Below are 19,269 nucleotides of genomic sequence, written 5' to 3' on the forward strand. Positions count from 1 at the left end.
TTTGATGATTGTTTGCGACTATTTAAAAATAGCCCTTACCACATCCATACCATTGGCATACAATACCAGACCTAAAAGTAGCACCATCCCTGCAACCTGGGCATATTCCAGGAATTTCTCGCTGGGCTTCCGCCGGGTAATCACCTCATAGAGGAGGAACATCACGTGACCTCCATCAAGGGCTGGAATAGGCAGGATATTCATAAAGGCAAGGATCACCGACAGGAATGCAGTCATCTCCCAAAATCCTTGCCAGTTCCATTGTGCCGGAAAGAGATTCCCGATTGCACCAAATCCACCTAAAGAAGAGGCACCAGCTTTCGTAAACACATATTTAAACTGTGCCACATATTCTTTCAATTTATTAATACCCAATCTTATGCCAGCCGGGAAAGATTCGAAGAAGCCATATTTAAGTGTGACGGTCTGATAGACCTGATACATTCCCTTTGCATAAAAGCCCAAAGTTCCGGCCGAATCTACATCTATGGATATTACCTGTAGCGATCCGTTACGGTAATAATCCAACGTAACTTGCTGGTTACGATTATTGTCGAGAACAGCACGCATTTCACTGAAAGTCGGCGTAGCCACGCCGTTCACACCCACGATACTATCGCCAGGAGTCAGTCCCGCCCGAGCAGCAGCCCTCCCTTCTATTGTCTCATGCACCACGGCAGGAACCCTGAAAGCAGCAAAACCCTCTTTATCTTTCAGCAGGTTTTCCATTAACCCTTCCTGCATGGTCAGTACAACCTCTTTTCCGTTACGCAATACCGTCACCTTTTCAGCTCCGGCTACATCGAGCAATGTACGGACACCGAAGCGTTGCAGCTCTTTATTATCGGCTTTTAGCAAAACATCACCATCCTGAAATCCTGCCTTATGAGCAGCCTGACTGAATTCCATCCCCTGTGTCACATTCTTCAGAGGAAGATAGGTATCGTTCCAGGTAAAGAGTACCATCGAATAGATAAAGAATGCAAGCAACAGGTTGAACAGTACACCTGCCACCATTACCATCAGTCGCTGTCCGGCTGGTTTGGAACGGAACTCCCATGGTTGCACGGGTTGTGCCATCTGCTCCTTATCCATCGATTCATCTATCATTCCTGCAATTTTCACATATCCTCCTAATGGCAACCAACCGATACCAAATTCTGTATCGCTGTTTTTGGGTTTATAACGAAAGAGTGCAAACCAAGGATCCCAGAAAAGATAAAACTTCTCCACCTTGATCTTGAACATCCTCGCAAAAATATAATGTCCGAACTCGTGTACGATCACCAGTATCGACAAACTCAAAATGAGTTGTAACGCCTTAATTAAAAATGTCTCCATTCAGTTATCACTACACACACCTTAGCGGTATGCCATTTTATCAATTTGTAAATTCAATTATTTGTTCTCTGGTTATTTCTCTTGCTTCGGCATCGCTCTGCAGATAGTCGCTTAACGACGGTGATTGCACGAACGACGCTTTGCTCATAGTTTTTTCTATTAAACGGCTCATTTGTATATAGCCTATCTTCTCCTTTAAAAAGAGTTCCACTGCCACTTCATTGGCAGCATTAAAGATACAGGGCATATTACCGCCCTTCGCAATCGCTTCATAAGCGAACAAAAGGCCAGGAAATCTATCCGTATCGGGAGGCTCAAATGTCAGTTGCGACAGTTCAAGAAAGTTCAATGGTTTCACATCTGATTCCAATCTGACCGGATATGAAAAGGCATACTGGATAGGCATACGCATATCCGGTTCTCCCAACTGAGCTATCACAGAACGGTCTTCGAACTGCACCATGGAATGGATAATCGACTGGGGATGTACGAGCACTTCTATCTGAGATGGCTCCACTCCAAACAACCACTTGGCTTCGATCATTTCTAAACCCTTATTGATAAGGGTGGAGGAGTCGATAGTAACCTTCTCCCCCATATTCCAGTTAGGATGTGCAAGGGCCTCTTTCCTTGTCACATGACGCAACTGCTCCTTCGAGAAAGTCCGGAAAGGGCCACCCGAAGCGGTAAGCAATATTTTCTCGATCTTATTATCACCTTCGCCGTTAAGGCATTGGAAGATGGCCGAATGCTCCGAATCGACCGGCAGGATAGGAGCCCTGTGTTTCAGGGCCAAAGAGGTGATCAACTCACCGGCCACGACTAAAGTCTCCTTATTGGCCAATGCGATGGTTTTACCTGCTTTGATGGCGTTTATAGTAGGCTGTAGACCCGAAAAACCGACCATCGCCGTAAGAACAATATTGATCTGTTCGTCCTGCACCACCTGTTCAACCCCTTTGCTTCCGCACCATACTTTGATAGGCAGATCGCTCAATGCCTGTTTCAGTTGCTCATATTTCGATTCATTAGCAATCACCACCACTTCAGGGAGATAGGTGCGTGCCTGTGTAATAAGCAAATCGACCCGGTTATTGGCCACTAAAGCATACACCTCAAACTGGTCGTGATGACGGGATATAACATCAAGGGCCTGCGTTCCGATTGAACCGGTAGAACCTAAAATTGCTATATTTCGTTTCATGCTTGTCTCATTCTTCAATCAATCCCTGGGGAAGATACATCTCAATCAGATTGTTCTCTTCATCGATAGCTGCAATAAAATCCTCTGTAGCAGGGATAAGACACTCTTTTTCCTCTTTTCTCACCACAAAGAGCACATTCATGGTGGAATCATCCACATCTTCTATGACACCCAATTTTTCTCCATGCTGGTCAACTACAGTGAAGCCTGTGAAATAATCCCAATCGGCCATATCCTGTTTGGTTGGAGATTTCACCAGTTCGCGTGGTAGATACATATCCATGTTGACATATCGGGCCGCTGCTATCTCATCGTCGACATCCTCAAACTTTACCCGGGCAGTGACATCAGTTGAATAAGTAAATTCCTCTATAAAGAAAGGGACGGGAATACCCTCTATTTCCAGGAAATAGTATTCTGTTTCCACATCTGCATACTCTGCCTTGCGGAATCGGATAATAATCTCACCCTTTATTCCGTAAGGTTTCTGTGTACTTCCAACCTGTAGGATATCTTTTCTGGAAATCACTCTCCGTTATTTTCTACGTTGATACTTTATATTCTTCATCTTTTCCCGGGTGCCATTTACTTTCATCTCGGGGATCACATACTCTTCCACTTCGATTTTTATCTTCCCTTCAGACAGAGCATAGAGGTCATGAAATATCTTCTGATCCTCTACATCCTTATTCCATTGAGAGTAGGAGCGTTTCATCTGGCTTAGTAACAACTTTACCAGGTAATCTTTCTTTTCTCCGTCCTCCATATTGGAAGCGATCTTGATCATTCTTTCCATGATCTTGCCATAATGACGATACTGCATTGTGGGCCGGCTATAATCGAGATGACCGGGAGGAGTATTCAATTCCTCGGGGGTGATTATCTCGTAAGGATACTCGATATCGAGTTTAAAGTCCGACATAATGGCCAAATGATCCCAAAGGAGATGTTTGAAGTTATTGACATCGCGAAGGTGGGGAAACATACTCCCCATAATATCGATAATGGTATAGGCACACCTTTTGCGCTCATCGGGATTTTTAATACCCACGCAGTGATCTACCATATTCTGGATATTGCGTCCATATTCGGGCAACACCAGTTTTTTCAATTGTGTGTTGTATTGCATTTTCAGTTTTTGTTCTATTGTAAATTTAGTTTATAGAAAACATTCAATTATTATCATACGAATTCACCTGTCCACTTACCTTTCCACTCCTGAATCATCTCAACTTCAAAATATTCCCCTCTTCAGGTATGTATTCGTAGCTTTTTTTGTTAATTCGATATAAATTACGCAGTTGAATACCATATTTCTGCGAAATGCTGTACATGGATTCCCCCACCTGTACGGTATGAAATTCATACTGCATATCGGCACGTGGCTTTTTCCTCTGGAAATAAACGATATCACCCTCGCTAAGAGGGAAGTCTTCAGGGACTTCGTTGAATTTCAACAAGTCCTTTTCCTTGAACCCGAATTCCTGTGCTATATTGGCGAATGTATCACCATCGACCGCAATCACGTATACCAGGCCATGAGTGATATAGGGTTGGTGTGTCCAGGTTACCTGTGCCACTTCTCTTTTGCGTTGCTCATTCCGCTCCTGACGGCTTATTCCTTTCCGATATTTTACATCATCGAAGCGATACAACTCATAATCCTCGATCAGTTTGATCAACTTGTTGGCATAAGCCTTATCGGTGGCGTAACCCGATTTTTGCAATCCCCTGGCCCATCCCTTATAATCGGTGATAGAGAGATCAAATAAAGTTTTATAGCGACTACTATAAGATAAAAACTCCGAATGATCCTGATAGGAATCCTCTACACTGTTATATTTCCGAAAGCAATCGTTGGGTGTATCGTCGGCAGCATAAACAGTTGATCCGTTCCACCCACGATTACATTTAATTCCAAAATGGTTATTGGAGCGGCGTGCCAGATCACTCATCCCCGCTCCCGATTCCAGAATGCCCTGTGCCAATGTAATGGATGCAGGTATTTTGTATTTCTCCATATGTTCTACAGCCAGATCACTATATTTACGAACATAATTCTCGTAGGTGCTCACTCTGGGCTGTGCCGACAGTTGCTGAATCGTGCCAAATAAAAAGGAGAAAACGACAAAGAGCAATAAAATATATCTATATTTGCGAAACAAATTTTGCATTATGAGAGAAATCAATTTAACCACAAAGATAGCTGTTTATCCGTTAGCGGAATGCTCCGAAATAGAAAAAAAACTTATTGAGGCGGCAAAAGAGGCTACAAAAAAAGCCTATGCTCCCTATTCGGGGTTTAGAGTAGGAGCAGCAGTCCTGCTGGAGAACGGTGAAATTATTTCCGGTAACAACCAGGAGAATGCTGCTTATCCGTCGGGATTATGTGCCGAAAGGACCGCCGTTTTCTTTGCCAATGCCAACTATCCCGATCAGAAAATTGAAGCTATCGCAGTGGCGGCCTGGCATAACGGAAAATTCACCGACGATGTGATCACACCCTGCGGTGGCTGTCGTCAGGTGCTATTAGAGGCAGAGAGCCGGTTCAATGCACCCATGAAGATACTGATGTACGGCAACGAAGCCGTCTATCTTCTGGAAAGTGCGAAAGACCTGTTACCACTTAGTTTCGGAGACGAGATGTTAAAATGACGCTTCGTAGAGTGTCACCAGATACCATTTCTCATCGATCAGAGCAAAGTAGTAATCCGCATAAATACCGTTGTTAATTCCACGGATTTCCACTACTGCTGTATCTTTCCGGTAACGCACACCCTGATAATACTGATCATAGGGGCGTGTCAAATAAGTGCTGTCATAGCTAAGGTCGAGCAGTTCCCATTCGTACCTCCCTACCGTCTCCTCCATAGGAGCCATCCCTTCATGTTCATTATCGGGAATAATTACATTGATCGGGAATTTAATTCTCTCCATCTGAAATGTTTCATGGGTGCTGAATTTACGAATAAACTGGTCGAAATTCTCCTCTCCGGAGATATTTTCCTGTACGCTGTTCACCCCTCTTGTTTCCGTATCCACCTTTCCTTCATCCGACAAATGTCCTTTCTTCTCCCCACCCTGTGTACAGGAGAAAAGGAAAAGGGCAAACAAGCAGAAAAAGAGACGATTCGAAATTTTCATTACCGAGTAGACACTTATTGATCGAGTTCTGATTCCAACGATCTGTTATTTATCACACAAAGGTATAAAAATTAAGGTGATAATCAAATAGTAATCTCACTATTTTTATTTCCTGTCATATCCATAAAGAGTAAAAGAAAATATACTTATCTTTGCTTTTATAAAAAATCGGTACTGAATGAATCTTCAAAGGGAAATAGGTCATTTGTTTTCTGCACAACAGAACGATTGGGAGCAATTAAGAGATGGCATTATACAGTTGGATAATCTGCGTGAGAAAGTGTTTACATGGGGAGGCGATTATCATGTAAAATTACAGTATAATCCTGCGCGGATAGTCTCTACTGCAGCCACTATCAGCAACGAGGCGATTGAAAAGCGCCCCTGCTTCCTCTGTGAATCCAACCGTCCTATTCAACAAAGAGGAATTCCTTTCATGGAGAAATATATCATTCTCTGCAATCCGTTTCCCATCCTCAAAAATCATCTCACAATCCCTCTCCATTCACATGTACCGCAGCGCATCCGGCAAAAAACGGGAGACATGCTCGCATTGGCCGAGCAACTACCCGATTACCTGATTTTTTACAACGGCCCTAAATGCGGTGCCTCCGCACCCGATCATTTCCATCTGCAGGCGGGACTCAAACAGCCTCTGTTAATACAAGGCGATAACGAACTCCGATCCTGTTTGGTAATCGAAAGTGAAAACAAAAACGAAGCACAAGGGCTTTTTGAGGATGTGTATCAATACTTTCATCATCTTCAACCGGAGGAGGCGGAACCGATGATGAATGTGATCGCTTTCACCGAAGAGAACAGATATAAGCTCCACCTCTTTCCGCGTAAGGTCCACCGCCCCGCGCATTATTACGAGAAGGGTAAAAGACAATTACTTATCAGTCCCGGTGCACTGGACATGGCCGGATTGATGATCTGTGTAAGGGAGGAGGATTTTGAGAAAATCAGCAAACATGACATTGAAGATATTTACTCACAGGTATCCATGCCTGTTATTTAAAATAAAGAGGAATGGAAAAATCAGAACTTATTTTGCTTAATATTCATGGAGAGGATAAACCGGGTCTGACAGCAGCACTCACAGAGATACTGGCACGACACGGCGCTTTTATTCTTGATATCGGACAATCGGATATCCACAGGAATCTGTCACTGGGTATCTTATTCAGGTCGAAGACCAACATCTCCGGTGAAATCATGAAAGATTTGCTGTTTAAAGCATATGAGATGGAAGTGAATGTCCGTTTCACACCTATCCCCGATGAAGAGTACACCAACTGGGTTGGTTTACAGGGAAAGAATAGGTATATCATTACTCTTTTAGGGAGGATTCTTACAGCTAAACAAATCGCTGCGGTGTCGAGAATTATAGCAGAACAAAACCTCAATATCGACAATATAGTACGCCTCACCGGCCGTATTCCGCTTGACGAAAAACAACGTGCAGCACAATCCTGTGTAGAGTTATCGGTCAGGGGTACACCCGTCGACCGCCAACAGATGCAACAAGCATTTTTGGAACTCACCTCATCACTCAATTTCGATATCTCTTTTCAGGAAGAGAGTATGTTCAGGCGGATGCGCAGGTTAATCTGTTTTGATATGGACTCCACCCTCATCCAGACGGAGGTGATTGATGAATTGGCCGAAAGAGCGGGAGTTGGCAGCGAAGTGAGGGCCATCACTGAACAGGCCATGCAAGGTGAAATTGATTTCAATGAAAGTTTCAGGCAGAGGGTAAAGCTGCTGAAAGGCCTGGATATTTCCGTTATGAAAGAGATTGCCGAAAACCTGCCCATCACCGAAGGTGTAGGGCGATTGATGAAAGTATTGCAAAAAGTAGGATTTAAAACCGCCATATTGTCAGGAGGATTTACCTATTTCGGCAATTATTTGAAAGAGAAGTACGGATTTGATTATATGTATGCCAACGAGTTGGAGATTGTAGATAGTAAACTGACCGGCAACTATTTGGGAGATATTGTAGACGGTAAGAGGAAAGCGGAACTATTAAGGCTCATAGCCCAGGTAGAAAAGATCGACCTGCGCCAAACGGTAGCAGTAGGTGACGGAGCCAATGATCTTCCCATGTTGGGAATAGCCGGTTTAGGTATTGCTTTTCATGCCAAACCAAAGGTAAAACGGAATGCAGGACAATCGCTCTCAACAGTGGGTATTGACGGCATCCTCTATTTCCTTGGTTATAAAGACTCTATGCTCGACAGCGAGATTATTAACGGTTAATTTTAATCACAAAAAACAGGGTGGTATGGATTTTGCAGATATGTTATTAAACCGTTTCGATGGTGAGGCAGAAATGAAAAAAAACAATAGTGCATTAATCTGTTTTTCTATGTTGGAAACAGGTAAATTATTGAGCAGGCTGGCCATCCGTATTACCCGATCAAAATCGGAAAAAACGTCCATCACGCTCCTGTACTTTATTGATAAATCGGAAGAGATGCTCCATAGTGAAGATATGGACGAATATCAACACAAGATCATCACTGATTTCATACCCACCGAAGAGAAAGATAAGATCACGCTGCGTCTTTTTATTCGGTCATCTGAAGATTACTATGCAGATATCATACAGATTTCGGAGGAACAGAAATCGAATATGATATTAGTAGGAATCAATAACAACGAGTTCAGTTCCCGATTACTAAAGAAATACGGACAACTCAAAAGTGAGCCTGCAAACTCAGAACTTTTCATACTCGATCAGTTTGAGGAAAAGGAGGCACAAGCATTGAAAAATATCAATGCATTACTTAATCGGGACACAGTGTCAATAGGTCTATTCTTTGATAGTGGTACGACTCTGTTCAGGAGATTATTTATTCCTATTCTGCAAAAATCCGACATCCATCTCTTCACCTATCTTTACCGGATCGGGCAGCAGGAGAACATGAAGATGATGATTTGGGATGCGATCGGTATTATTGAATCGGATGTGAAGATACAGAAACTCTACCAGTTCATTAGTAAAAAAACCGAAGGACGCATCTATTTATGGGACAATAATAAGAAGATAGGGAGCGACTTTATTCAGGAACAGGATCTTGTTATTATCGGTACGGAAGGATGGAACAAATTGATCTGCACTCCACTTCCATGGACTGACAGTCTCCCCTCGACACTGATCATCAAAGAGACAACAAATTCAATCCAATTATGAATTCATCCGATATAAAGAATAAACTGGCCCTTATTTACACATACATCGAGCAAAAGCAACTGAAAGATGCCCTTACGGCGATTAAGGAGCTTTCAGCCATGCAACAGAACTGGGCGGTAACGGAAAAAATCACAGAGTTAACCACCAACTATCAATATATGCTTCATTACCTGATTGAAGGTAAAAAAGACCCGGAACAGCAACGTATTTATAATAAATTGATTCGTGATATATATACCGTGGCAGAAGATGCTGCGGAACAGCTACTGTTGCAAGAGAGCTCTTCCATCTTTTTCGATAAAATGAAATTGATGGAAGTCCGCCCACCCGTAACAATAGAAGAATACAAAACAATTATCACCCGACAGGCAGATACCCTGTCTTTCATCGACCTGCTGGAGGAAAGTTCTGAAAAAGAGTCCAGAATCAGACAGAGTACCATCACCCGTGAAAATACGCAACAAGATTTGTTTTATACAGTTTTTGCTTCTCCACGGGCAAATGAAGATTTTATTATCGCCTGCCGTAGCTTTATGGAAGAAGAAGCTGTACCACAGCACGACAAAGCACTGTTTATCTCAGCATTGACGATAAACATTCTGCAGCGTTTCGATGCACGTAAGATTGAGCTTCTACTCGACTTATGCAACCATCCGGAAGCGCAACTGGCCATCCGCGCAGTGACAGGTATTATTCCTATTTTCCAGATATACCATTCCCGGTTAGCGTTATATTCCGGATGCAACGACCGGCTGACATTGTTATCTGATGACAAAACTTTTGGGCGTCGTTTTATCGCCGCAATCATTGGTTTTATCCAAGCACATGAGACCGAGAAGATCACAAAGAAGCTAACTGAAGAGATCATTCCCGAAATGATGAAACTGAGCCCGATGATCGGCAAAAAGATCAAACTGGACGAATGGATGGGCGAAAGCGGATTCGATGAAAAGAATCCCGAATGGCAAAAGATACTGGATGAAACAGGATTAACTGACAAATTACAAGAGTTTACCGAGTTACAGTTGGAAGGTGCCGACGTGTTCCACTCTACCTTTTCGAATCTCAAGTCTTATCCTTTCTTTCAGCAGATGAGCAACTGGTTTCTGCCCTTCACCCCGCAACACAGTAGCGTGCAGCCGCTCTTTGCCGACCGGTCGGAAAGAGATTCTCTTGTGGAGGTCCTTTCCGGATCATCGCTCATCTGTAATTCCGATAAATACTCCTTCTGCCTCAGCATCATGATGATGCCCGATAACTACCGGAGGATGATGGCTTCCCAATTGGGAGCGGAGAGTGATGAACTGAAGAATATGGAGACGGAAGAAGAGGCGTTGAAACCTTTCCAAAAGGAAGAAACAATGATCAAGCAATATATCCAGGATCTCTACCGCTTCTTTAAATTGTTTCCCCGTCGCATCGAATTCCGCGATATTTTCGAGTTGCCACTCAACTATCATCGGTTACCCGCGTTTCAACCAGCGGTGATGCAACCCAATCACTTAGAAAAAATAGCGCTCTATTATTTCGAGAAAAACAATTTCACCGAAGCACTCAGCGCCTATACCCTATTGGCAGAAACCAGGAATGCCAAGAGTGAAGTCTGGCAGAAAATAGGTTATTGCCGGCAGATGATGGCAAATATGAAAGGGGCTCTGGAAGCCTACCTGCATGCCGATCTGATAGAAGAGAACAACACTTGGGTGCTTGGCCGCATCGCACACTGCTACAGGATATTGAAAAAGCCCGCCATAGCGTTGGAGTATTACCACCGTCTGGAACAATTCCGTCCCGACGACTTGAATATACAGCTAAATATCGGGCATTGCCATTTGGAGTTGAAAGAGTATGACAAAGCGCTCAACTACTACTTCAAAGTGGAGATGCTCAATAGCAACCATACCCGTGCTTGGCGCTCCATAGCATGGTGCGCTTTCCTCTCACGTAAACTCGATGTGGCTGAACGGTATTACGCCCGCATATTAGAAACTAAACCCAATGCCCACGACTATCTCAATGCCGGGCATGTGTCACTGTGCCTTGAACAGACAAAACGATCAGTAGAACTGTATAAACTTTCTCTCGACAAAACAGGCAATTTTGAAACATTCCAATCGATGCTCGCCGAAGATGAAGATGAGCTACAAGAAGCAGGGGTAGATACCTCCATCCTGCCTATCATATTAGACAAGATCAGGTACGATAAGGAGGAGTAGCAGGAACATGACCATATAGTCCGTTTTGAACTATAAAATCATATACTTTAGGAGGGAGGAAGCCGCGCATATTCTTCCCGTTCCGAATGCTTTCACGAATAAATGTGGAGGAGACCTCCACGATGGGAGCGTCCACCACTCTCACCGAAGTGCTTAACTGATCAGGAATCACCACCGCATCTCCCAATCGCGGGTAAACAAGAAGTGGATAGTTGTTTACCAGCTTCTCACACTCTTTCCATCGATGTATTTGTCTCCAGTTGTCACCGCCAATAATGAGGGTGAAACCTTTATCGGGGTGTTCATTTGCCAGTTTTGTAAGGGTATCTATAGTATAGGAAGGACGGGGCATATGAAATTCCACATCCGAGACCTTCATTCGATCGAACTCCTCCAATGCCAATCTAACTATTTCCAGACGCAAGTCGTCATCCAGGAGATCTCCAGGATCTTTAAGCGGGTTATGCGGGCTCACCACAAACCACACCTCTTCCAAATCGGTGAATTCGCAGATATAGTTAGCCAAAATGAGATGACCGATATGGATAGGATTAAATGATCCGGAAAAGATACCAATCGATTGTTGTAACATATACTTCACACGCTTTTAAACAGAAAAACCGATGTGCGGAAAATACACATCGATTTCTCTAATTTATTTCTCAGGTGCCCCGTCACCTGTTCCTTTTAAACAGGGAAATAATCCAGAGTAGCAAAACTGCACCGACAAGGGCTGTAATAAGACTTCCTATAACTCCATCTCCGGTGCTGATACCCAGCAGGCCAAAAACCCAACCTCCGAGAACACCACCTATAATACCTACCAAAAGATTTACAAGGAAACCAAATCCACCACCTCTCATCAAATTACCTGCCAGCCAACCGGCCACGGCACCTACTATGATCCACCATATAAAACCCATAACCATTAGTTTTTAATATTAATACTCTTTGACAAGAGATCAACTCTCCTAATTTGTTAAACATTATCAGTTTAGAAATTGTTTAAAAATATCAAAGAATATTAGTTAACTTAACTCATTCTCTGCTTGTAGTCTTCATAACCGAACCGGCGATAGAGTTCGAATTCTCCCCTCGCAGTCCAAAGCCCGATAGAGGGATGGGATACACCGTTAAACATCGTGGTCTTTACAATTGTATAATGAATCATATCTTCAAAAACTACCTTGTCACCTATCTGCAGCGGTTCATTAAACGACCAGTCTCCCATAAAATCACCACTCAGGCAACTGTTTCCTCCCATGCGATAGGTCGGCTTACCCGGTACCGGCTCCTGGCTTGCCCCACGGATACGGGGTTTATAAGGCATCTCTAGACAATCGGGCATATGACATGCGAAAGAGACATTAAGCATCGCAGTCTTTATTCCCCTGTTGTCTACTATATCAGCCACCGTGGCTACCAATACTCCGGTTTCCCAGGCAAAAGCGCTACCCGGCTCCATAATAATTTCCAGATGGGGATAACGCTCTTTCAAGCCGGTCAGTACCTGTATCAGATGTTCCACATCGTAATCCTTATGAGTCATCAGATGTCCACCACCAAGATTGAGCCATTTCACCTGTCCGAAAAGATAACCGAATTTCTGTTCCACCACCTCCAGTGTCTTTTCCAGATCGTAAGAATTATTTTCACACAGGTTATGAAGGTGCAATCCCGTTATTCCTTCGGGCAACTGCTCCCCTATCCTATCGGCAGTAACACCAAGCCGCGAACCGGGAGCACTGGGATTATACAGATCGGTATCGACCACCGAAAATTCCGGGTTAATCCTTACCCCACATTCTACTTTCTTCCCTGACGCCTGTACCTGCGGGTAGAACCGTTCGAACTGCGAAAGCGAATTAAAGGTGATATGGCTGCTGCATTTCAAAAAGTGGGGAAAATCGGTGTCGGTATATGCAGGAGCATATGTATGGGCGAGACTGCCCATCTCTTCGAATGCCAACTGTGCTTCCGCCACTGAACTGGCAGTAGAATGCCCGATATATTCACGTACAATCGGGAACGCCTTCCACATGGCAAATGCTTTAAAAGCCAGAATAATCTGTACTCCACCACGATCCTGCACCGATCTGATCAACCGGAGATTACGCCGCAGTAATTCCTCTTCCATCACAAAACAGGGAGAGGGTATTTGTGAAAAATCAATCATCATTTACTCGTTTTATTCAACCTCACCATAAACGATCCCTTTATCACTCCACTTCTTCAAAAAGAACTCCAGGGCATTCAGGAAGCGCTGATAATCTTTATTATCAGCACCAGTCCAGCCTGTTTCGGCATATGCGGCAATACGCGGGTAAATCTTCATATTCATACTCTCCACTGTCGGGATAAATTCACCCCACATCTGACAACCCAGCCCCAACACAAGTTTCTTCTGTTCCGCGGTCAACCCTTCCGGTACCGGATTGAATTCGTAGGATTTCTTTAAAGGGATAGACTCGTACGAATAGTCTATATAAGTATAACTGTGGTAAGAATTCACTACTTCATATCCTTTTTCAATAGTCTCTTTAATTAAACCCGGATCACCTTTCCAGAAGTGGACAATGGTACCCTTGGCCAAATGTACATCCCCTTGGGCATCCTCTTCTGCCTGGTATTCGTGTAGCCTGGCACCCGTTATTTCATTCCATCCCATCATGCGACGATTTTTGGAAGCCAACACATTGGACATTCTATTGGTAAAAAAGACCTGTAATTCGGCAGGAGTCTTCAAGTTGTTCTCTTTCATGTAAGCTTGTACGAATGGAGATTCATTCCATTGGTTATACCTTACCTCATCACCACCGATATGGATGACCGATGAAGGGAACAAGGCAATCACCTCATCAATCACATCTTCTAGGAACTGCACGGCTCGTGGATCAGCCACATTTAAAACATCATACATTACCCCAAATCTGGCCGGCACTTTGATTTGCTTTCCGCTTGTGCCTAACCAGGGATAAGAGGCTATTGCCGCGCTTGAATGGCCTGGCATATTGATTTCCGGCACAATCATGATATGACGTTTGGTTGCATAATCAACTATTTCCCTGATTTCGTCCTGAGTGTAAAATCCCCCGTGAGGCTTCCCGTCGAATATGTTACTATGAAAATTGTTTATCTCCGACGAATCGCGGTAGGCCCCCACCTTTATCAGTTCAGGGTATTTCTTTATCTCGATGCGCCATCCCTGATCGTTTGTCAGGCCCCAATGAAAAACATTCATTTTCAGTTCGGACATATTATCCAACAACTCAAAGACGACATCCTTTCCTTTGAAGTAACGCCCCTCGTCAAGCATGAAAGCCCGCCATGAAAAGGAAGGATAATCGGTTATCACCGCCTTCTGTACTACAAAGCGTTCTCCGTCAGCCTTGATTATTTGCCGTAAGGTTTGAATTCCGTTTAACACACCGGCGGGTGAATTGCCCTTAATAACAATATTCCGCGAAGCTGCATCCAGCACATATCCTTCTTTTTGGCCGGTCAATAGAGCCGTATCCAATTCCAGCACAATATCAGCGTTTCTCTTTCCTTCCTTCAAATTAGCCTGCATAGAGAATTCAGCATTCAGATAGGACTGCAAAAGTTGTGCCTCACTGAAAAGGTCGGCAGGAAAAGCGATGTCAGGCTGTTTTTTCAATCTGACCATTCCCATAGAATATTCAATCTTCACAGGCTGAGGAATAATAGTATACTCCTCAACTTCGGATACCATACAGGAATAAAAAAAGAGAAGGCTAAGTAAAATAAGTGTTTTTATATTGTTTTTCATAATGATGTGTCAGTTTGGCGGTATGCTCCTATATGTACTTTTTCCCAATGGAGATTATCGGTGTCGGCAGGTGTTCTCTCCTTCTCTTTTTTACCAAAGGCAATCATACAGAGAACTTCCAGCGGCATGGGGATCTCCAGCACATCATTGATATATTCACTGGCAGATATACTGTCTGAATAATTCCGGTTTCTCACCTGCACCCAACAACTACCGATACCCAGTTCTTCGGCCTGCAACTGCATATTGATGGCGGCAATGGAAGCATCTTCCACCCAGGCATCACTTACCAGAGGATTTCCCAGGACAACAATGGCAAGGACGGCATCGGCAATAAATACCGCACTACCCGGTTTACAAACTGATAATTTGGAGAGGGTCTCTTTCTCTTCCACAGCAATAAACTCCCATGAGTGCCTGTTTTTGGAAGTGGGAGACAGCAGAGCCGCTTCAATAATTTTCCGGATCTCATCAGGAGATAACAATTCTTCAGTGAATTTCCTGATGCTACGGCGCCGGACAAGTAAACTTTGAAAATCGAACATTTTTTTACAATTCAGAGCACAATGATACAAAAAATTCAGAGATAAAACGTCATTTTCCAAAAAATCAAGATGACTTATCAGATATTAATATAGAACCATTCTAAATTGGGATATTTTTTGTTACTTTTGCAGAGCGTTTTCTTTAAGTAATGAACAGGAATAGAGTAATAAAAAAGTGAAAACGCCTGTTTTAGTAAAAAAATTGATTTTACGGTATGTATCATTCTTCCAGAATTAGAGTAAAGCCCTATATGAAAATGGCCGACCTGATTGACGGCAATCCTTATCTGTTATTGATGTTACAGCATTTTAACATCGACTTTCGGGTAAGTGACCGTACCGTGCTGCAACTTTGTAACCAATACGGTATCAGTGAGCAACTCTTCATCAGCATAGCCAATCTTTACAACGGTTCCGGAATTAGAGGAGAACAGCCCTTCACTAAAAAGGATCTGTTGCGGGTAATCGATTTTTTGAAGAGTAGCCATAATTACTATCGCTTCGACAAGTACCCGCAGATCAGCACTTATATCCGTCAATTACAAGAAAATCATCCCGAAAAGGAGTTGAAGTTATTAGAAAAATTCTTCAATGAGTATTTTACAGAGGTAAGGGAACACCTGGATTATGAGGATGAAGTGGCTTTCCCTTATTTCATCACACTTCTGGACAGGGAGAAGAGTGTTCATAATCAGGAAGTTTATTCATCAAGGGAATACAGTGATCATCATACTGATATCGAACTGAAGTTGAAAGACTTGAAGAATCTCCTGCTTAAATATATTAAAATCGATAACGATTTGGATCTTCGTCGTAAATTGTTTATGTCTCTTTACGAACTCGAATTCGATCTTTACATCCACTCCCTGATAGAGGAGACTATTCTGATTCCGTCGGGGATAGACATTGAAAAGGAACAAAATGAATAAGTCTGCACAACTCCATATAGCCATCCTGGAATCTTCGAAGATTATTTGCGAAGGTATACAGGCTATTCTCTACCAATCAGATATGGATTGCCGTATCTACAGGTTAGAGACACTGGACGACTTGATCGAACTTCTCGAATCCAATTCCGTCGACATACTAATTGCCAATCCGTTACAATTTGTGAACCGGGAAAAAGAAATCAAGAAAATCAGGAAGAGTTATCCTGCTATGGCTGTTGCCGGCATTGACTTCGGAATGATGCATAAACCTTCGACACTCACAGACATCACTTTTACCCTTTACGATACCACGGAACACATCGTGCATTTACTTTTAAAGCTTGACAAACAGAGTCAATCTCATCCAAGTGAAAAAGAGGGAGAAGAAAACCTCACTAAAAGAGAGATCGAAGTTCTGACCGGCCTTGTGAACGGAATGCTGAACAAGGAGATTGCCGATGCACTCAACATCAGTATTCATACCGTAGTAAGGCACAGGAAGAACATTGCCATGAAAACCGGGATACGGAGCCAATCGGGTCTCACCATCTATGCTATTTCCAAAAAAATCATCTCTATCGAGGATATAGAGATTTAGTTTAACAAAAAAATTACGGCTTAGTTAAACAATTCAACGCAATAGAGCGTTCTCTTTTAACACTATTAGATTTCTTAATTCAAAATATTTTATTAGTGTTACAGCATTTTTTAATCATTGTAAAATTTTATAGTAAAAGGCCCCATGAAAATTCATGAATATCAGGCAAAAGAGCTATTTGCAACGTATGGGATACCTGTCGACAGAAGTGTAGTATGCCGTTCAGTGGAGGATGCAGTCAAGGCATACAGTCAGTTGGATTCACAAAAAGTGATCGTAAAAGCACAGGTACATACCGGAGGCAGGGGAAAAGCAGGTGGAGTAAAACTGGCAAACGGAGAGGTAGAATTGCGTAAACATGCCGCCGCCATCCTCGGGATGGAGATCAAGGGGTTTACTGTCGATCGTATTCTGGTAGGCCAGGCGATTAACATTGAGAAAGAGTATTATGTGAGCTATGTCATCGACAGAAAATCAAAATCCGCCATCCTCATGTTAAGCAAGGAGGGAGGTATGGATATTGAGGAGGTAGCCCGCATATCACCCGAGAAAATTCATAAGTTTGTCATTGATCCCTCCATAGGTATACCCGACTATCTGGCTCGTGAAGCAGCATTTAAATTACTCGACGACATCAAACTGGTACGGCAGGCTACTCCAATCTTCCAAAAACTTTATAAGCTTTTCGTGAATACAGATGCCTCTTTGGCAGAGATCAATCCGTTAGTGCTCACCACAGAAGGAGAGATCATGGCCATCGATGCAAAAATGACATTCGATGACAATGCTCTCTTCCGCCATAACAAAATAGCAGCGCTCAATGAACCCTCCGAAGAAGAAAAGAAAGAACAAAGTGCTAAAAACAAAGGATTCAGCTATGTAAATCTGGGAGGCAAAATAGGATGTATGGTGAACGGCGCTGGTCTGGCAATGGCCACTATGGATATGATTAAACTCTATGGCGGTAACCCTGCCAATTTCCTTGATATAGGTGGAAGCTCTAATCCTACAAAAGTGATTGAAGCAATGAAACTGCTGTTGAGCGATCAGAACGTCAAAGTGGTACTTATCAATATCTTCGGTGGCATTACCCGTTGCGACGACGTAGCAAAAGGTTTATTAGAAGCTTTCAAGCAGATAAAAACCGACATACCAGTCGTGATCCGGCTTACCGGAACCAATGAGAAAGAGGGGCGTGCCATGTTACTGGAAACAGGTCTTCATGTAGCAGACACGATGGGGGAAGCAACCAGTAAAGCGGTTTCAATGGTCTAATTCGGCTTCGCTGTTATTCATGCTTCGCATGTAATTTAGTTGTTATTCATTCACACGTCGCACGTAAATACAACCAACAACAACTGAATAACAATCGAACAACTACTGAATAACTATTGAGCAACTATTGAACAACGATTAAATAAACATACAAAATATGAGTATTCTGATAGATAGTAATACCCGAGTGATTGTACAGGGAATAACCGGCCGTGACGGAGGTTTTCATACATCAAAAATGAAGGCATACGGCACCCATATAGTGGGTGGAACATCACCCGGCAAGGCGGGAGAGTTAGTAGACGGAATTCCTGTATTCAATACGGTAAGAGATGCGGTAGAAAAAACCGGTGCCGACACATCGGTCATTTTCGTTCCGGCTCCCTTCGCAAAAGATGCTATGATGGAAGCTGCCGATGCCGGAATAAAACTGATTGTCACCATCACTGAAGGGGTACCTACACTCGACGTTGTGGAGGCATACCACTATATTCGACGTAAGGGAGCTAATCTTATTGGTCCCAATTGTCCCGGGCTGATCTCTCCGGGAAAAAGTCTGATAGGCATCATGCCTTCCATGATCTTCAAGCAAGGAGGAACCGGCGTAATTAGTCGCAGTGGCACACTTACCTATGAAGTAGTTTATAATCTTACTCAAAAAGGAATTGGACAATCTACGGCTGTGGGTGTAGGAGGTGATCCTGTGGTAGGGCTCTATTTTATCGAGTTACTTGAAATGTTCGAAAATGATCCTGAAACTGATTCTATCGTGTTGATCGGTGAAATCGGAGGAGATGCCGAAGAACGGGCAGCGGCATATATCAAGGAACATGTCACCAAACCGGTAGCCGTGTTTATTGCGGGACAGCAGGCGCCTCCAGGCAAGCAGATGGGACATGCAGGCGCTATTATCTCCAGCGGAAGCGGTACAGCTGCCGAAAAGATAGCGGCTTTCGAGGCTGTAGGAGTGCCAGTCGCTCAAGAACCAAGTCATATTCCCGAACTTTTAAAAACCAGAAAATAAT

At 43.3% G+C, this 19,269-nt stretch carries 20 protein-coding genes; 9 read left to right on the forward strand and 11 right to left on the reverse strand.

Going from position 1 to position 19,269, the window contains the following annotated elements; translation table 11 throughout:
• Positions 1–18: 18 nt before the first annotated feature.
• The 5 genes from rseP to VB073_RS16550 all read right to left on the reverse strand — a co-directional run bounded on the left by rseP (position 19) and on the right by VB073_RS16550 (position 4,719).
• On the reverse strand, positions 19–1,341 hold the full coding sequence (gene rseP, locus VB073_RS16530; protein ID WP_323405292.1) for an RIP metalloprotease RseP: 1,323 nt from the start codon (positions 1,339–1,341) through the stop codon (positions 19–21).
• Positions 1,342–1,381: 40 nt separating this feature from the next.
• Entirely contained in the window at positions 1,382–2,545 is a 1,164-nt protein-coding gene (locus VB073_RS16535; RefSeq protein ID WP_323405293.1) for a 1-deoxy-D-xylulose-5-phosphate reductoisomerase, read from the reverse strand.
• 7 nt (positions 2,546–2,552) lie between these two features.
• Complete coding sequence (gene rimM / locus VB073_RS16540) at positions 2,553–3,074, reverse strand: ribosome maturation factor RimM (protein WP_323405294.1); 522 nt, start codon at positions 3,072–3,074, stop codon at positions 2,553–2,555.
• Between the two features lie 6 nt (positions 3,075–3,080).
• Positions 3,081–3,674 carry a DUF4290 domain-containing protein gene (locus VB073_RS16545; RefSeq protein ID WP_323405295.1) on the reverse strand — a complete coding sequence of 198 codons (594 nt, stop codon included), beginning with the start codon at positions 3,672–3,674 and terminating at the stop codon, positions 3,081–3,083.
• A 94-nt stretch (positions 3,675–3,768) separates the two neighbouring features.
• Positions 3,769–4,719, reverse strand: coding sequence for a glucosaminidase domain-containing protein (locus tag VB073_RS16550; RefSeq protein WP_323405296.1), 951 nt, complete (start codon positions 4,717–4,719; stop codon positions 3,769–3,771).
• A gap of 1 nt (position 4,720) precedes the next feature.
• Between VB073_RS16550 and cdd the strand changes: the two genes are divergently transcribed.
• Entirely contained in the window at positions 4,721–5,200 is a 480-nt protein-coding gene (gene cdd / locus VB073_RS16555) for a cytidine deaminase (RefSeq protein WP_323405297.1), read from the forward strand.
• Here the strand turns inward: cdd and VB073_RS16560 are convergent.
• Positions 5,192–5,689: a DUF4348 domain-containing protein gene (locus VB073_RS16560; RefSeq protein WP_323405298.1), complete on the reverse strand. Its 498-nt coding sequence runs from the start codon at positions 5,687–5,689 to the stop codon at positions 5,192–5,194. The two genes, cdd and VB073_RS16560, sit on opposite strands and share 9 nt — an antisense overlap.
• Before the next feature lie 178 nt (positions 5,690–5,867).
• Between VB073_RS16560 and VB073_RS16565 the strand changes: the two genes are divergently transcribed.
• Genes VB073_RS16565 through VB073_RS16580 form a run of 4 tightly spaced genes read left to right on the forward strand, consistent with a single transcriptional unit; the run spans position 5,868 to position 11,107 of the window.
• On the forward strand, positions 5,868–6,710 hold the full coding sequence (locus VB073_RS16565) for a DUF4922 domain-containing protein (protein WP_323405299.1): 843 nt from the start codon (positions 5,868–5,870) through the stop codon (positions 6,708–6,710).
• Positions 6,711–6,721: 11 nt separating this feature from the next.
• Positions 6,722–7,954: a phosphoserine phosphatase SerB gene (gene serB / locus VB073_RS16570; RefSeq protein ID WP_323405300.1), complete on the forward strand. Its 1,233-nt coding sequence runs from the start codon at positions 6,722–6,724 to the stop codon at positions 7,952–7,954.
• 25 nt (positions 7,955–7,979) lie between these two features.
• Complete coding sequence (locus VB073_RS16575) at positions 7,980–8,891, forward strand: hypothetical protein (protein ID WP_323405301.1); 912 nt, start codon at positions 7,980–7,982, stop codon at positions 8,889–8,891.
• Complete coding sequence (locus VB073_RS16580) at positions 8,888–11,107, forward strand: hypothetical protein (RefSeq protein ID WP_323405302.1); 2,220 nt, start codon at positions 8,888–8,890, stop codon at positions 11,105–11,107. The genes VB073_RS16575 and VB073_RS16580 overlap by 4 nt, the downstream gene beginning before the upstream one ends.
• Here VB073_RS16580 and nadD read toward each other — a convergent pair.
• The 5 genes from nadD to VB073_RS16605 form a co-directional block, all read right to left on the reverse strand.
• Positions 11,085–11,699 carry a nicotinate (nicotinamide) nucleotide adenylyltransferase gene (nadD, locus tag VB073_RS16585; protein WP_323405303.1) on the reverse strand — a complete coding sequence of 205 codons (615 nt, stop codon included), beginning with the start codon at positions 11,697–11,699 and terminating at the stop codon, positions 11,085–11,087. The genes VB073_RS16580 and nadD overlap by 23 nt on opposite strands.
• Before the next feature lie 82 nt (positions 11,700–11,781).
• On the reverse strand, positions 11,782–12,030 hold the full coding sequence (locus tag VB073_RS16590; protein WP_323405304.1) for a GlsB/YeaQ/YmgE family stress response membrane protein: 249 nt from the start codon (positions 12,028–12,030) through the stop codon (positions 11,782–11,784).
• A gap of 110 nt (positions 12,031–12,140) precedes the next feature.
• Complete coding sequence (gene nspC, locus VB073_RS16595) at positions 12,141–13,283, reverse strand: carboxynorspermidine decarboxylase (protein ID WP_323405324.1); 1,143 nt, start codon at positions 13,281–13,283, stop codon at positions 12,141–12,143.
• A gap of 12 nt (positions 13,284–13,295) precedes the next feature.
• On the reverse strand, positions 13,296–14,897 hold the full coding sequence (locus VB073_RS16600; RefSeq protein ID WP_323405305.1) for a beta-N-acetylhexosaminidase: 1,602 nt from the start codon (positions 14,895–14,897) through the stop codon (positions 13,296–13,298).
• Positions 14,894–15,442, reverse strand: coding sequence for a nitroreductase family protein (locus VB073_RS16605; protein ID WP_323405306.1), 549 nt, complete (start codon positions 15,440–15,442; stop codon positions 14,894–14,896). The genes VB073_RS16600 and VB073_RS16605 overlap by 4 nt, the downstream gene beginning before the upstream one ends.
• Before the next feature lie 215 nt (positions 15,443–15,657).
• Between VB073_RS16605 and VB073_RS16610 the strand changes: the two genes are divergently transcribed.
• From VB073_RS16610 to sucD, 4 genes are all read left to right on the forward strand, one after another.
• Positions 15,658–16,371, forward strand: coding sequence for a hypothetical protein (locus tag VB073_RS16610; protein ID WP_323405307.1), 714 nt, complete (start codon positions 15,658–15,660; stop codon positions 16,369–16,371).
• Entirely contained in the window at positions 16,364–16,969 is a 606-nt protein-coding gene (locus tag VB073_RS16615) for a helix-turn-helix transcriptional regulator (protein WP_323405308.1), read from the forward strand. The genes VB073_RS16610 and VB073_RS16615 overlap by 8 nt, the downstream gene beginning before the upstream one ends.
• Positions 16,970–17,113: 144 nt before the next feature.
• A complete protein-coding gene (gene sucC / locus VB073_RS16620) occupies positions 17,114–18,244 on the forward strand; it encodes an ADP-forming succinate--CoA ligase subunit beta (RefSeq protein ID WP_323405309.1) in 1,131 nt (376 codons plus the stop codon).
• Between the two features lie 157 nt (positions 18,245–18,401).
• Positions 18,402–19,268 (forward strand): succinate--CoA ligase subunit alpha, encoded by an 867-nt coding sequence (sucD, locus tag VB073_RS16625; protein ID WP_323405310.1) that lies wholly within the window; start codon positions 18,402–18,404, stop codon positions 19,266–19,268.
• Position 19,269: the final 1 nt, after the last annotated feature.

This window comes from Proteiniphilum sp. (assembly GCF_034927365.1).
In the GTDB taxonomy this organism is placed as follows: Bacteria; Bacteroidota; Bacteroidia; order Bacteroidales; family Dysgonomonadaceae; genus Proteiniphilum.